12 protein-coding genes and 4 tRNA genes are annotated in these 13,999 nt (G+C 34.5%); 8 read left to right on the top strand and 8 right to left on the bottom strand.

All coding sequences use genetic code 11. The features are described 5' to 3' along the window. The first annotated feature begins 27 nt into the window (after nt 1-27). A complete protein-coding gene (locus tag Q0A18_RS11495) occupies nt 28-834 on the top strand; it encodes an FkbM family methyltransferase (protein WP_292010289.1) in 807 nt (268 codons plus the stop codon). Next, on the top strand, nt 831-2,309 hold the full coding sequence (locus Q0A18_RS11490) for an oligosaccharide flippase family protein (RefSeq protein ID WP_292010288.1): 1,479 nt from the start codon (nt 831-833) through the stop codon (nt 2,307-2,309). Before Q0A18_RS11495 ends, Q0A18_RS11490 begins: the two co-directional genes overlap by 4 nt. Here Q0A18_RS11490 and Q0A18_RS11485 read toward each other — a convergent pair. From Q0A18_RS11485 to Q0A18_RS11470, 4 genes are all read right to left on the bottom strand, one after another. Further along, a complete protein-coding gene (locus Q0A18_RS11485; RefSeq protein ID WP_292010287.1) occupies nt 2,302-3,348 on the bottom strand; it encodes a hypothetical protein in 1,047 nt (348 codons plus the stop codon). The two genes, Q0A18_RS11490 and Q0A18_RS11485, sit on opposite strands and share 8 nt — an antisense overlap. A gap of 10 nt (nt 3,349-3,358) precedes the next feature. After that, nucleotides 3,359-4,216, bottom strand: a complete 858-nt coding sequence (locus tag Q0A18_RS11480; protein ID WP_292010286.1) for a glycosyltransferase family A protein — start codon at nt 4,214-4,216, stop codon at nt 3,359-3,361. A gap of 79 nt (nt 4,217-4,295) precedes the next feature. Next, nucleotides 4,296-5,696: an aspartate ammonia-lyase gene (gene aspA, locus Q0A18_RS11475; protein WP_292010285.1), complete on the bottom strand. Its 1,401-nt coding sequence runs from the start codon at nt 5,694-5,696 to the stop codon at nt 4,296-4,298. Nucleotides 5,697-5,776: 80 nt separating this feature from the next. Beyond that, nucleotides 5,777-6,802 carry an N-acetylmuramoyl-L-alanine amidase gene (locus tag Q0A18_RS11470; protein WP_292010284.1) on the bottom strand — a complete coding sequence of 342 codons (1,026 nt, stop codon included), beginning with the start codon at nt 6,800-6,802 and terminating at the stop codon, nt 5,777-5,779. 137 nt (nt 6,803-6,939) lie between these two features. On the opposite strand from Q0A18_RS11470, the gene Q0A18_RS11465 reads away from it, so the two are divergent. The 6 genes from Q0A18_RS11465 to Q0A18_RS11440 all read left to right on the top strand — a co-directional run bounded on the left by Q0A18_RS11465 (nt 6,940) and on the right by Q0A18_RS11440 (nt 9,557). Beyond that, nucleotides 6,940-7,021, top strand: a tRNA-Ser gene (locus tag Q0A18_RS11465). 16 nt (nt 7,022-7,037) lie between these two features. Then, nucleotides 7,038-7,112: transfer RNA gene (locus Q0A18_RS11460), tRNA-Pro, on the top strand. 38 nt (nt 7,113-7,150) lie between these two features. Then, a tRNA-Arg gene (locus Q0A18_RS11455) sits at nt 7,151-7,224 on the top strand. Between the two features lie 615 nt (nt 7,225-7,839). Further along, nucleotides 7,840-8,724 (top strand): hypothetical protein, encoded by an 885-nt coding sequence (locus Q0A18_RS11450; RefSeq protein WP_292010283.1) that lies wholly within the window; start codon nt 7,840-7,842, stop codon nt 8,722-8,724. 224 nt (nt 8,725-8,948) lie between these two features. Then, a tRNA-Pro gene (locus Q0A18_RS11445) sits at nt 8,949-9,023 on the top strand. Between the two features lie 402 nt (nt 9,024-9,425). Then, complete coding sequence (locus tag Q0A18_RS11440) at nt 9,426-9,557, top strand: hypothetical protein (protein ID WP_292010282.1); 132 nt, start codon at nt 9,426-9,428, stop codon at nt 9,555-9,557. Between the two features lie 66 nt (nt 9,558-9,623). Here the strand turns inward: Q0A18_RS11440 and Q0A18_RS11435 are convergent, their stop codons facing one another. The 4 genes from Q0A18_RS11435 to Q0A18_RS11420 all read right to left on the bottom strand — a co-directional run bounded on the left by Q0A18_RS11435 (nt 9,624) and on the right by Q0A18_RS11420 (nt 13,989). Then, the gene (locus Q0A18_RS11435) at nt 9,624-10,469 is read right to left on the bottom strand and encodes an SH3 domain-containing protein (protein WP_292010281.1); all 846 of its coding nucleotides are present in this window, start codon (nt 10,467-10,469) and stop codon (nt 9,624-9,626) included. Nucleotides 10,470-10,488: 19 nt separating this feature from the next. Next, the gene (gene prmA, locus Q0A18_RS11430) at nt 10,489-11,316 is read right to left on the bottom strand and encodes a 50S ribosomal protein L11 methyltransferase (RefSeq protein WP_292010280.1); all 828 of its coding nucleotides are present in this window, start codon (nt 11,314-11,316) and stop codon (nt 10,489-10,491) included. Nucleotides 11,317-11,559: 243 nt separating this feature from the next. Then, entirely contained in the window at nt 11,560-12,273 is a 714-nt protein-coding gene (locus Q0A18_RS11425; protein ID WP_292010279.1) for a 3-ketoacyl-ACP reductase, read from the bottom strand. 132 nt (nt 12,274-12,405) lie between these two features. After that, nucleotides 12,406-13,989 (bottom strand): calcineurin-like phosphoesterase family protein, encoded by a 1,584-nt coding sequence (locus Q0A18_RS11420; protein WP_292010278.1) that lies wholly within the window; start codon nt 13,987-13,989, stop codon nt 12,406-12,408. Between the last annotated feature and the right edge of the window lie 10 nt (nt 13,990-13,999).

The following is a 13,999-nucleotide window of genomic DNA, read 5'->3' as shown; positions in this document are numbered from 1 at the left end:
TCTTTGTAGTCTTTCAAAAAACTTAGGATGTCTTTATATCAAAGAATTGCAGAACAACTACAATATATCAGTCCGAATTTTTACAAGAAAAGATATTTTAAAAGTTTAAATAATCTGAGTAAGGATAATTTTTCGAAACGAAACGTAGAACCGGAATTAGTCTGGATCAAGGAGTACCTGTCTCCGGAATCTGTTATTTTTGACATCGGAGCTAATGTCGGGACCTTTCTTTATCAGTTCGAGGATAAACTAAATCCTAAAAACATCTATGCTTTTGAACCTAATAAAAAGCTTTTTACCCGTCTGAAAAGATTATTCCCAAAGATGCATGTTTCACCGGTAGCACTTTCTGATGAAAAAACTACAGCAGAATTTAAAGTGCCTGTTATCAATGGAAAAATGGTTCCCTCCAGAGGTACATTAAATACTTCTTACAAAGAAAAAGGTGAAGAAAAAAGCTATACTGAAAAAGTAGATGTTATTTCACTTGACGAATGGCTATTAACACAAAACCTAAAAAGACTGGATTTTATCAAGATCGATGTAGAAGGTAATGAAATGAAAACTCTATTAGGTGCAAAAAAAACAATCCGGCATTTCTTTCCTACCCTTATGGTAGAAATGGAACAACGTCATCATGAGAAACCGATCTGGAGTGAAATAGCAGAATTAGAATCATGGGGCTATGACAGCCATTATCTCAATAGGAATCATTTTCAGCTTGAAAAACTTACGGAGGAAATCATATTGGGCAACACCCATGATGAAAAGAATAAAACAGCTTACATCAACAATATTATTTTTATTCCTAAAAATATTCAGAAAACAATATGAGTGTAGTAGCAAGGCAAGGATTTAAATACTCGATCATAGGTTATATCGGCTTTTTGCTGGGCACTGTTTCGGCTATATTCATTTTTCCCAATGATTTTGAATTTTACGGAAAATTACGCTATATTCTTCCTACTGCTGAAATGCTGGTACCTTTTGTTGTACTGGGAATTTCCTATTCAAATGTGAAATTTTTCCATACTACTGAAAAAGCAGGGAAACAACAGAATATGCTTTCTTTATCGCTGCTTGCCGTTTTTATTAATTTCCTGATATTCTGTGCCATATTTTTTGTACTCCCTTATTTATTTCCCAAGTTCAGGCATACTGAAGCCTGGAAAATCAAGGAAATGATACTGCCGCTCATTTTAACACTTTCTCTTTGTACTATCTTTAATAAGTACACCTCTAATTATAAAAGAATTGTCGTTTCTAATATTTTTGATAATTTATTTCCTAAAATAGCTAACTTAGGAGCTTTTTGCCTATTCTTTTATTTTGCTTTATCCCAAAAAATTGCTTTTGCATTCTTCTTTGGAATGTTCGCCTTAATGCTTTTCGGATATATCTACTATACCAATAAACTGGAAAAAATACAGCTCGATTTCAATATGGACTATTTCAGGAAAGATGGGTTCTGGAAGGATTTTTTCAATTACAGTTTCTTTGGTTTTCTGGGAACATTTGGCAATTACTTAGCTATCAATAGTTTTATGATCGGGGAATTTATGGGAATGGAAGAAGTAGGGATCTATTCTGTTCTCTACGCGCTGATCTCATTAATTTCCATTCCTCAATTAGGATTATTCAACATTTCTGCTCCTATTATCAATAAGACTTTAGCGGAGGGGGATATGGAAGAGCTTGACAGGTTTCACAAAAAAACTTCATTGTCACTGTACTTTTTAGGCGCTGTTTTATTCTCCTGTATTATGGTTGGCTTTCCTTATCTGACTGAGTTTATGCCTAAGAACGGTGTTATGCTGAGAGAATATGAGCCTGTCGTATGGATTTGGGGTTCCGCCGTATTAATTGATCTGGCCACAGGATTTAACGGTAATATTATTTCACTTTCAAAATACTATCGTTTCAATATTCTGGTTATGCTTTTACTGGCCGGACTTACTATTGGATTAAACTATTACTTCATTAAGAACACAGAATTAAAATTAATAGGAATCGCTTTATCTACTGCCATTTCACTCACGACTTATAACGTAATCAAGATTATTTTCAATTATATCATGTTTAAAGTATCTCCTTTAACCATTGAAATGATTTTTGTTTCTATCATCTGTACGTTAGCGATTACCGTAGCGATCGTGCTGCCTAATTTTAATAATAATTTCATTAATCTGGTTTATAAACCAGCTGTAGTACTGATCCTCATTTTCATAGGAAATTATTTCACCAAAATATTCCCGATAGAAGATTACCTGAATATGAAATTCATTAAAAGTGTTTTGAAGTTTAAGTAGAAATCAGATGCATCAAGGTTTCTTCTATATCCTCTAAGACAATTTCCGGAGAATATTTTTCAGAAAAATCAAAGGTATTTTCCTTCAATTTCCTGAACTGCTTAATTATATCTTCTTCTTCAGGAAATATAAAATCCAAATTTGAGGAATAGTCGGATGGAAAAACAGCTAATTTCCCGTACTTAATGGCATCTCCTATATTTCCAGTCATTTTTGTTTTGCCATACCATTCTTTTTGGCTGAAAAACTCTGTCTGCTGCTGGATAGGGCACCACAAAACATCTACCTGAGTCATTAACTGATCAAAATCCTCAGGTGAAACTCTTTCTGTAAAGTATTGAATTTTAATTGAAGAAGGTAATTCTTTATACAGTTTTTCTATTGCTTCAAGCTCCTCCCCTTTTGCTTTTCCTAAGAATATAAATTCAATGGTTTCTGAAGGCTGAAGCTTTTTGATAGTATTAAAAATATGTTGATAATCCCTTCTTTTCTGCGAAACGCCCCCGGGAATACCTATAACCAGATGCTCATTGACATTTCGCTTGAGTTTTCTAGTATAAAAAAGAGGCAAATAAGTGAATGAAGAAGCACCTAATTCCCGGTCCAAAACCAATAGACTTTTTGCTTTTTTGTAGATTTTAGAAGAGTAATATAATCCTTCTTTCCACCATAGTTTAAGTCTGTAAATCCAATCTTCCTTTAATATATTCTTCATTAGATTCACTCCCGAAGTCCGGATAAAATTAAGATTATGAATAATAACTGCAGTATTGTATTTACTTGCAACAGCTAAATAGGTATTAAAATAACGGTGAACAGTTCCGATAATAATGAGATCATATTTCTGATTTCTCAGCTGATCCAGAATCATTGAGCTATCAGACAAAAATATATTCACTTTTTCACCTTTGATCTGATCCCTGATCTTTTTTGAAAAATAATAGTCCACAGTAAAAATTTCTGAATTCTCCATCACTTCAATGAAGTTCTGAGCAATTTCAGCATGGGTATCCAGTTCTATGTAAGCTATCCTTTTCAAAATATAATACTTAAATTTTCAACCATTTCTTTTTCAGCATTGTCCATCTCTGCTTATTAATTATTCTCTGTTCTTCTTTACTGATTTTCAGTTCCAGTTTAGACGACCTGCATCTTTCATAGGATGTAATGATCTGAAAGAAAAAAGAAACTGATTTACTTTTGGAAGCCTCTTTAAGAGATGCTATATATGCAAGAAATCTATTGAGCCCTAAAAAATAAAAATATTTGCCATAATACTCGGATTGTTTGACTGTGTAATCTTTTCCTTTTACTTTAATAAGTTTCACATGTAATTCCGGTAAAACTATTTCCTTCCAGCCCAAATGTTCAAGAATAATGGAATCAATATTATCCCAGCCTAATGTTTCCCTCAGTCCTCCGATCTCCATAAAACATTCTTTCCTGTAAGCCTTCATAGGACCTCTTACATGTTTTTTATTGGAATTTCCTTCATACACCCAATCTCCGGTTTCTGTTTGAATATATAACAAACCTCCTACCAATCCATATTCAGGCCGTTCTTTAAATGTATTATCTACAGTTTCAAGATAGTTTTCGGGTAAAATAATATCGGCATCAAATTTACAGATCACTTCAAAATCATCAGGATTCTGTGTTTCAAGTCCTTTTTTAAAAGCGTTAACAACTTTAGATCCGGGCTGATGAGTTGATTTTTGAAGGATGACAGATTCAAAACGTGGGTCTTTATCGGTATACTGCTGAATAACTCCCTGTGTATTATCTGTAGAGCCATCATTAACGATAATCACTTTAAAATCCCTGAAACTTTGTAATACTAAAGATTCAAGAGTAGACCCAAGATGTTCTTCTTCGTTATGTGCAGGGATGATAATTAAAAATCTCACGTATTTTCAGAGGTTGAATGGGATTATATAAAATCCTGTCCATGCTTTTTAATATGAACAGGATTTTATTTTTTTATTTTTACTTATTGTGAGGTTTAAGCATATTTTTAGGATCAAGAATTTCATCCAGCTTTTCCTGGGAAAGAATTTCTTTTTCGAGTACTAAATTGTAAACACTTTTTCCGGTTTCCAGTGCTTCTTTTGCAATTTTTGTAGATTGCTTATATCCGATATATGGGTTAAGAGCAGTAACAATTCCAATGCTGTGTTTTACCATATTCAGGCAAACTTCTCTGTTAGCAGTAATTCCTACTACACATTTTTCACGAAGTGTATCCAATGCGTTACAAAGGAAATTAATATTTTCCATGATCGCATGAGAAAGCACAGGTTCCATTACATTCAATTGTAATTGTCCAGCTTCGGCTGCAAAAGTGACAGTAAGATCATTCCCGATAATTTTAAAACAAACCTGATTCACCACTTCCGGAATAACAGGATTTACTTTTCCGGGCATAATAGAAGATCCGGGCTGCATCGGAGGTAAATTAATTTCAAATAATCCGGCTCTCGGTCCTGAAGAAAGCAATCTTAAGTCATTACATATTTTAGATAATTTCAAAGCAAGACGCTTCATTGCCGATGAATAGATTACATAAGAACCGGTATCGGGTGTTGCCTCCACCAGGTCGGGAGCTGAAACAATCGGATATCCTGTAAGCTGGGTCAGATTCTTAGCACATAATGCAGCATATCCAACCGGCGCATTTAATCCTGTTCCTATGGCAGTAGCCCCCATATTTACTTCCACAAAAAGACTGGCATTATTATTCAGTTTGGAAATATCTTCTTCCAGAGTAGCTGCAAAAGCTTCAAACTCCTGCCCCATCGTCATAGGTACTGCATCCTGAAGCTGGGTTCTTCCCATTTTGATCACATCCTGAAACTCTTTTCCTTTTTCACGGAAAGCTTCGATAATTTTTTCCAGTTTATCTACCAGAATGTCATTCATCTGCAAAAGTGCCATTTTAATAGACGTAGGATAAGCATCATTAGTAGACTGAGAAAGATTTATATGATCATTTGGTGAACAAAATTCATAATCTCCTTTCTCTTTTCCTAATTTTTCAAGGACGATATTGGCTATTACCTCATTAGCGTTCATATTGATAGAAGTTCCTGCTCCCCCTTGAATCATATCTACAGGAAACTGATCATGGAATTTCCCATCTATAAGATCATCGCAAGCCTCTGCTATTTTAAAATACAAACTTTCATCTAATAATCCCAATTCATAATTGGTTTTTGAAGCTGCCTTTTTTACAAAAGCCAGTCCTTTTATAAAATAAGGATATGATGATAAAAGTTGGCCAGAAATTTTAAAATTATTAATTGCTCTTTGTGTCTGAACCCCATAGTAAGCTCCCACAGGAACGTTCAGTTCACCTAATAAATCGCTTTCTTGTCTGAAATTTTCCATTACAGATAATTTATTTTTTATTTATTTTTCACAAAGCAAATATATAACAAAAGCGCACCAACATTGATGCGCTTTTTGATTTATTTTACAGGATATTTCTGATTAAGAGATTGCAGTATTGCCCAGGTCTCCGGATCCATTATTCCATCATAGTTCTGAGGCCGGAAATGATACTGAAATGCTTCGATTGTTTTTTTGGTAGCATCGTCCCATGTTCCGCTTGGCTGTATACCATATCCAAACTTCTGCAATGCTGTTTGTATAAGATATATAAACGAAGGTTCATTATAACGGGTCGAAAAATCAGTTAAAGCCATAGTATAGAAATTCTGCTTGCTGGCTTCATCATACCACATACCTATCTGATATTCATCATACAATTTTTTCCACGGAAACATTGGGCCTGGGTCTTGTTTTCTTGTAGGGGCAATATCTGCATGTGCCAGGACATTCGTAGCCGGAATCTGATATCTTACTACAATATCTTTAGCTAAAGCCGCCACTTTTCTTACCTGTTCATCACTGAAAGGTGCAAATATTCTCTTTCCTGTAGCATCTGTAGTATATCCGGTATTTACGATTTCTATTCCTATAGAAGTATCATTAAGATTCTTATCATTTCTCCATGAACTTATTCCGGCATGATAAGCTCTTTTATTTTCATCCACCAACTGATAGATCTCATTATCTCCCATATTATTTACAAGATAATGGGAACTTACAGACTGCTGAGTAAGTACTGTCACAGATTTATCATCCAGTAAAGCCGTATAATGCAGTATTAAATATTTTTGTCTGAAATTCTGAGCAATTGCTGGAAAATAGGTTTTCACAACCTTATATCCATTAGGTTTTGCAGAAACAATGGAACCATAGCTTGCCGTATTATCATTTTTAGTAGGATCAGCAATATTAGTTGTAAAAAATTCTATCCCACGTTCATTTATAATTTGTGGTTTAGGCTTCTCGTCCGATTGCTGTTTCACCACCGTTTTCGGCTGTGTTACGGGAGTTTTTGTCTTGCTTTGATTTTTTTTTACATTTTTTTGTGGAGCACACGAAAAAACAAAGGCGCTTAATCCGATGATATATAATGTCTTACGCATTAGTTTACTTTTTTTGTCTTTTATTACTTCAAAAATACGCAAAATTTTCGCAAAAATTATTTGGTAAATAAAGAAATCTGTTCTATATTTGCACTCGCAATAACGGAACAACGATCATTAAAAATAAACGTTAAAAAGGAGGGTTGCCGGAGTGGTTAACGGAGCAGTTTGCTAAACTGTCGGCCTATGGTCGCATGAGTTCGAATCTCATACCCTCCGCAGCAAATATTTAATTCGGGGCGTAGCGTAGTCCGGTCATCGCGCCTGGTTTGGGACCAGGAGGTCGCAGGTTCGAATCCTGCCGCCCCGACTTTAAAGCTTAGAAACTAAGCGAGAATCAATTTTTTAGGGTGCGTAGCTCAGCTGGATAGAGCATCTGCCTTCTAAGCAGACGGTCAAAGGTTCGAATCCTTTCGCGCTCACTTAAGGAGACACTATATAATAGTTGTCTCCTTTTTTTATGTCAGTAAACACTTTTAGAGTTATATTTTTAAAGTTATGATTCTTTGACTGCTTTATCTAAAGTTGTTTCAATATATTTCAACAGATCTTTTTCGCAAATTCGGAATTTTCTTGTTTAAAAAAAGAAGGTACAAGTAGCCTATATGAAGGAATATTTGTATTAGGGAAACCAATTTTAAGAAAAGGGGAAACATTCGACTACAAAGAGTACTATTCGGTAAGATACCGCTATGATTACAGTTTAGTCGTAGAATGGAGCAAATAGATGATATACAGATACTTAATAACAAGAATAAGGCCTGTTTTTACTATGAATCCAAAACAAATCCACATTGAATTTGAAAACTAATTCTCCCAACCAGAGCTTTATCTTTTTACTTAATTAAAATATTTTATAAAAAAAAATAAATTCATAATCATAATAAATATTAATTATGTTTACTATTCTTGATATTTTTAAATCCGAAAACCTTAATAAATAAAAGTTTTACCACCAAATAATTAATTTATACCATCATACCCATATCCCATTCAATTAAAAATATATATACATTTGTATCCATAAACTTATACGAATGAAAAAAATAACATTTCTATTATTTTGCACTTTAAGTGTATTTCCATTTTTAAATGCTCAAGTAGGAATAGCTACACCTAATCCAGGTAGTACACTGACAGTAAATGGATCAATGTCTATGAAATACAGGCTGGTAACGGGAAACGATACAGCTACTGCTTCAGATGAATTCCTAGATTATAAAGGCACTTCAAATATCACTATCAGCTTGCCTGCCGCACAATCAGGAACAGGAAATTTCGGAGGACGCATCTATGAAATCAGAAACGGGAGTGCTGCCAGTACTATCACTGTAAGTGCTAATGGAACTGAAACCATAGATATTCAGGTTGCCAATTCAAGTACCATTACAATTCCTCCAGGCTCCACTGCATTTATCAAAAGTAACGGAGCAACAAGCGGGGCTACCTGGATTTTGACATTATTAGGTCAAAGTGCCTTACCTGCCAATCAGAAGATCTTAAAGTATGGACTTAAAACTACTTCTCCTATCAATGCATCTACTCCCACCAATTCCGAGACCTGTATCGGGGTTATTTGTGTAAGATTTGCAGGAACATCACCCAACTCTTATCAGTCAGGAGCACGTTTCCAATTTAAATTTACCACTCAGAATAATTATTCATTTTCCCGATGGCTATTTGGAGGGGGAACAGGAGCTACAACAGGACAAGGTGGATATGGAAGAGGAAATGCTGCCGCTAACACGTATATTGCATTAGATGCAGATGGTTTAAATCCAAGTAATGATGATATGACATCTTATATTATTTCTGCCATATCTTCTCAAAAAATATATCGGATAAATGCAATTCTAACCAGTGATAAAACAAATCCTACAACAGCTTCAGCCGTAAAGATTTTCATTGAAGAATTAGAATAATCGTTGTCAATACATCAATAAAGCCTTCTTTAAAAAGAGGGTAAAAACATCAGTAATGAAAATAATTTCACAATATTTACAAACAAGGAACTTTGTGTCATAACTTTTGTGATACTAATCATAAGAAAAGATTAAACAGTCGCTTAAAAATACTTCCTTTCTATTTCAAATAACAAAACTGTTTTCTATATTTGCATCCTCAAAATGGAGATCATTTATATTTTCGGGGCGTAGCGTAGTCCGGTCATCGCGCCTGGTTTGGGACCAGGAGGTCGCAGGTTCGAATCCTGCCGCCCCGACTTTTACAATCATTCTCTCTTCACCTTAATCATCCTAATTATATTTACTTTTATACTACCACACATCTATTATCGTAGATCTCTAGTCCTAATTAATATGAAAAAGAAAAATTTATATTTTCTAAGTTTCTTTATGTGTTTTTAGTCGGAAAAATGTTCAAGCTCAAACTTCCCTATCTCCTGACGTATCAAAACAAACGTTCACTTATGCCATTAAAGGAAAGATATTTTACGAATAGAGGTAATGCAATTAAGTAGGGTGGAAATAAAATTCAACCTTATCTTATTTTTGTTTTGGGCGGAGGTTTTGCTGGGGTAGCAGAGACAAGGTACACTATCACAGACTCACAGATGAAGGAATTACCGTTATAAGCATTGATTATCGTCTTTTAATGGCAAAAAATGATGATAGTGAAAGCAGCAGTTCCGGCAGCAACAATCAAAGCCTTATTCCTTCAGCCTCTTCTATACCAATCCCCATCAATACCCACTTCAAGCAGCAAGGCTGGACTTCAGGCAATCAGCATCCGATAAATAACAACTAATAAAATGTATTATAAAAGAGAACTGTATTTAACTTACAATTCCCATTATAAATTTTCATTTCACCTTATAAGAGCTTCCGTTCCATAGATAAGTTTTGGAAGCCCTTTTTATTTTTTCTTTCTCCGTTACCTCATCTTTTTCCATTTCCTCCATTTTGAAAATAAAAGCATTGGCAATTCCTCCTTTATCATTGGGAAAAATAAATTCTTCACTATGATAGAAAATATCTGCATCTCCTACATTTGTTAACTGGGGAAGAGCAATCATTTTTTTATTTCCAACCAATATATATTGACTATAAGAGGCAATACCACAGGCTTCTCCACCCACACTAGCTTTTAAAGTAAAATCAATATTTTTAAGTCTATGCCCACTTTCAATCGTAAATGTTGTAAAGCTTAATTCTTCATTTCTTCCCGTATTAAATGTTACTTCACCTATTAAATTATTTCCTTCCATCATTTTTATACATGCAATATTTTGCTCATACCTTTCATTAAACTTAGGATCTTTTCTACTAACTGTTTTTGATATTCCAAAAAGAAAATCATATCCGTCCTTATTTCTATATCCTATACAGAGGTTCCCTCCCCATATATATCCTTCAGAGTTTCGATCTCCTATCTGATAAGAAACTTTATACCAGTTCGCACGTCTTTGTCCCAGCTTCAGAATCGTTTCATCTTTTTTAAGAATAATGATCTGCTGATTAGTTGGTAAAGAATCCACAATAGGAGAATTAAGATCAGGATTCTGTCGTACTCTTGTCCCATCTGTAAAAACCTTCTGAGTTTTATTTTCTTCAAACTGAAAGACTCCATCAGCATAAACAGATTCTTCTTCCTGGGCAGAAAACAACTGCAGAGAGAACAAAAACAGGAGAGCAAACAGTGATTTCATATTGGTGTTTTTTAAATAATTATTTTTCAAGCAACAGGCTTACCCATTCTTCACGCTGGATTTGTTTTTTCAATTCCAGTTTGTTTTCCTTACATACTTCGAGAATATCATCTACATCAAAGAAGCACAGTCCGGAAAGTAATAACTGTCCACCATCATTTAAAACCGAAACATAGGTGGGAATGTCAGAAATCAAAATATTACGGTTAATATTAGCCAGAATAATATCGAAATTTTCTTTTCCTAAATTTTCAGCCGTACCTAATTCTATATGTAGCTCTACTCCATTTCTCACTGCATTCTCTTTGGAATTTTCAACTGACCATTCATCAATATCTATGGCAGTAACATTACCGGCACCTTGTTGCTTTGCATAAATTGCCAATACGGAAGTTCCGCATCCCATATCCAGTATTTTCTTATCTTTTAAATCCATTTCCATCATCTGCTGAATCATAAGATGTGTTGTCGGATGATGCCCTGTTCCGAAGGACATTTTAGGCTGAATAATGATCTCATGCATGCCGGGAACAGATTCATGGAATTCAGCTCTGATCAAGACTTTATCATCAATATTAATCGGTGAAAAATTCTTTTCCCATTCTTCATTCCAATTGATATTGGGCATTTCCTGAAAAGAATATTCAATTTTTACATTTTCATTTTCAAAGATAGAAAGGGATTTCAATTCATCTTCATTGAATAAATCCTTCTGTATGTATCCTAAAATACCCTCTATCTCTTCCGTAAAACTGTCAAATCCAATCTGAATAAGTTCTGCCATCAGAATTTCATTCCATGGTTGAAGAGGGGAAATCTTAAAGTTGAATTCTAAATAATTTTGCATGTGACTAATTTGATACAAAAATAAAATTAGTTTTCCGATTTAGGGTTATAAAAGAAAAAGGATTGATCTTTCCAAAGAGGAAATAATTTGATTCGGTTTCAAAAATCTCAAAATTGTTAATGAAAATATGGTATATTTTTCGCCCTAATACTTGGAGTAAAATGAAGATCAAAAATTATTTATAAAAATAAAAAAAACAGGCTTGAACCTGTTTTCAAAATATTTTGGTTGAATATCTCTGTATTATGGATTTGTTGAAAAAATAGAACCATTAGCAATCAATGCTCTTCTGTTCATTTTCAATATATCTCTCACCCATTCCGCAAAGTCTTCCGGCTGAACTACTTTATCAGGGTTTCCATCTGTTAAACCTCCCTGAATACTCATATCAGAAGCGATAGTACTTGGCGTAAGAGTAATCACACGAATATTCTGCTTTCTCCATTCTGCCATCATAGATTGGGACAGAGAAATGACCGCTGCCTTAGAAGCTGCATAAGCCGACATATTTCCTCCTCCTTTCAGACCTGCTGTAGATGCTACGTTTACGATATCACCTTCTCCCCTTTCTTTCAGGAACGGATATACTGCTTTCGCTGCATAATATACCCCAAAAAGATTGGTTTTTATCACTTGTTCCCAAGTCTCGGACGACATTTCTTCTATGCTTCCGAAATCTCCGATTCCAGCATTATTTATTAGAATATCAATTCCTCCAAGCTGTTTTGCTAAAGATTCTACTCCCGCTTTTACCTCTGACTCATTATCTACACTGAAAACAGCATAAGCTGCATTTACTCCGGCTTTTTTTATTTCCTCAACCGTATTCTTCAGGTTTTCTTCATTTCTTCCGGTAATTCCTACATTTACACCTTCATTAGCCAGGGCCAGAGCGACTGCTTTACCTAATCCTCTTCCTCCTCCGGTTACAATTGCATTTTTTCCTTTAATATCCATTTTATTGTACTTTCTTACAAATTTACAAAACCTTAGCACAAAAGAGATATAATTATATATTAATATTTATGATGAAACCGACTTATAAAAATCGGTTTCATAACAAGTGAAATATAGTATAAAAAAATAAATTCAGGGAATAAGAATGGGCTCTTTCACCTCAAAGTTTTCTGAGGTTAGGAATTCATTTCCGTACATATCATTAGCTTTGACTTCTACTTTATGTTTTCCCAAACTCAATTTCTTAGGGAATCCCGCCGCCCAGATATGTTTTGAATTTTCGGGACTGGAAGGTCTTCTTCCAGGAAAAAGATTTTGAGTGGTATCCCATTTGAAAACCGATAGTGCAAAATTAGGATCAATACTTTCATCATACTGCATTTCTTCCCATGCTCCGTTATCTATTCTGTACTCCACTTTATCTTTCCGGCTTCCCATAAAGAAATTAGCCAAAATCTTCGCTGAAGTTTTTGAAGGGAAAGGAATTACTTGGGGAACAAATAATTTAATCTGATAATCTTCAGGTTTTCCTGCGGTTTTATACTTCACTTTATATTGATTATCTGTAAAACTGATGAATGAGTATCCTTTTGAAGTTCCGTCCCTCATCGTAGAAGTCGGCAGTCCATCTTCATCAGGTGTTCCGGAATACCAGTCTCCACAGGTAGTTCCCACATTATATTCATGTAAGTCTTTCATCCCATTCCAGCCTTCTTTTTTTCCATAGAATATCTGTTGCTGAATATGAGTATGAGCTGATAGCATCAAAGTATTTGGAAATGGATTCAGTAAATCAAACAGTTTCTGACGGTCTGCATTTCTAAAATTATCTTCATCCTGATGAGCTAATGGTATATGGAATGAAATGACAATAAGCTTATTTTTATCTACCCATTTTAAATCATTTTCAACAAATTTCAGCTGATCTTCACGGAAACCTCCCCAATACCCCTTCCCATCTCTGGGATCAGGATATAATATATCATCTAAAATAATGAAGTGCACATTTCCATAATTGAATGAATAATTAGCTGGTCCGAAGTTAGATTCAAAAGTTTCATCTGAAAACCGATCTTCTTTAGCATCATAATTCATATCATGATTTCCCATTACATTATACCAAGGCAATCCGACTGTTTTCATTACATCTGCATAAGGTTTCTGCAAACTCAGATTATCTCCTACCAGATCCCCAAGCGTAATTCCGAAAACCGTATTTTTTTTAGTATTTTTTACTTCATTGATAATTCCTCTTCTGAAATAATCCAATTCTTTTTCTGTATAAGGCTGCGGATCACCAAAAACAAGAATATCAAAATTTTTATTTTCCTGCTGCTTATATAGGGCAAAATTAAGTTCCTTCGGAAGTTCTCCCGTAGGCGCCACTCCTTTATACTTAAAATCTGAAGGAGAACCGTTAGGTTTATGATGGCGATAAAATTGGGGTAAATTATTATCATTTAAAGCTACCTGATAACCCGAAGGTTTAATTACAAAAACAGTCTGATGTTCCTGAACAGGTAAGCTGTATCTTCCGTTTTTATCTGTCATTACTACCTGTACACCATTGGATACCGGAACACCTTCTATTCCTTTTTCACGGTTTTCTTTTTGCTGGTTTTTATTGGTATCCTCAAATACATACCCTGAAACTGAAGTCTGAGAAAACGCCATTGCTGAAATTAACAGGCAAGGCATTAAAAATTTTATATTCATTTTATAATCT

The sequence above is a fragment of the Chryseobacterium sp. genome, assembly GCF_022712095.1.
GTDB lineage: Bacteria > Bacteroidota > Bacteroidia > Flavobacteriales > Weeksellaceae > Chryseobacterium.
This window is presented reverse-complemented; position numbering and strand designations above follow the sequence as displayed.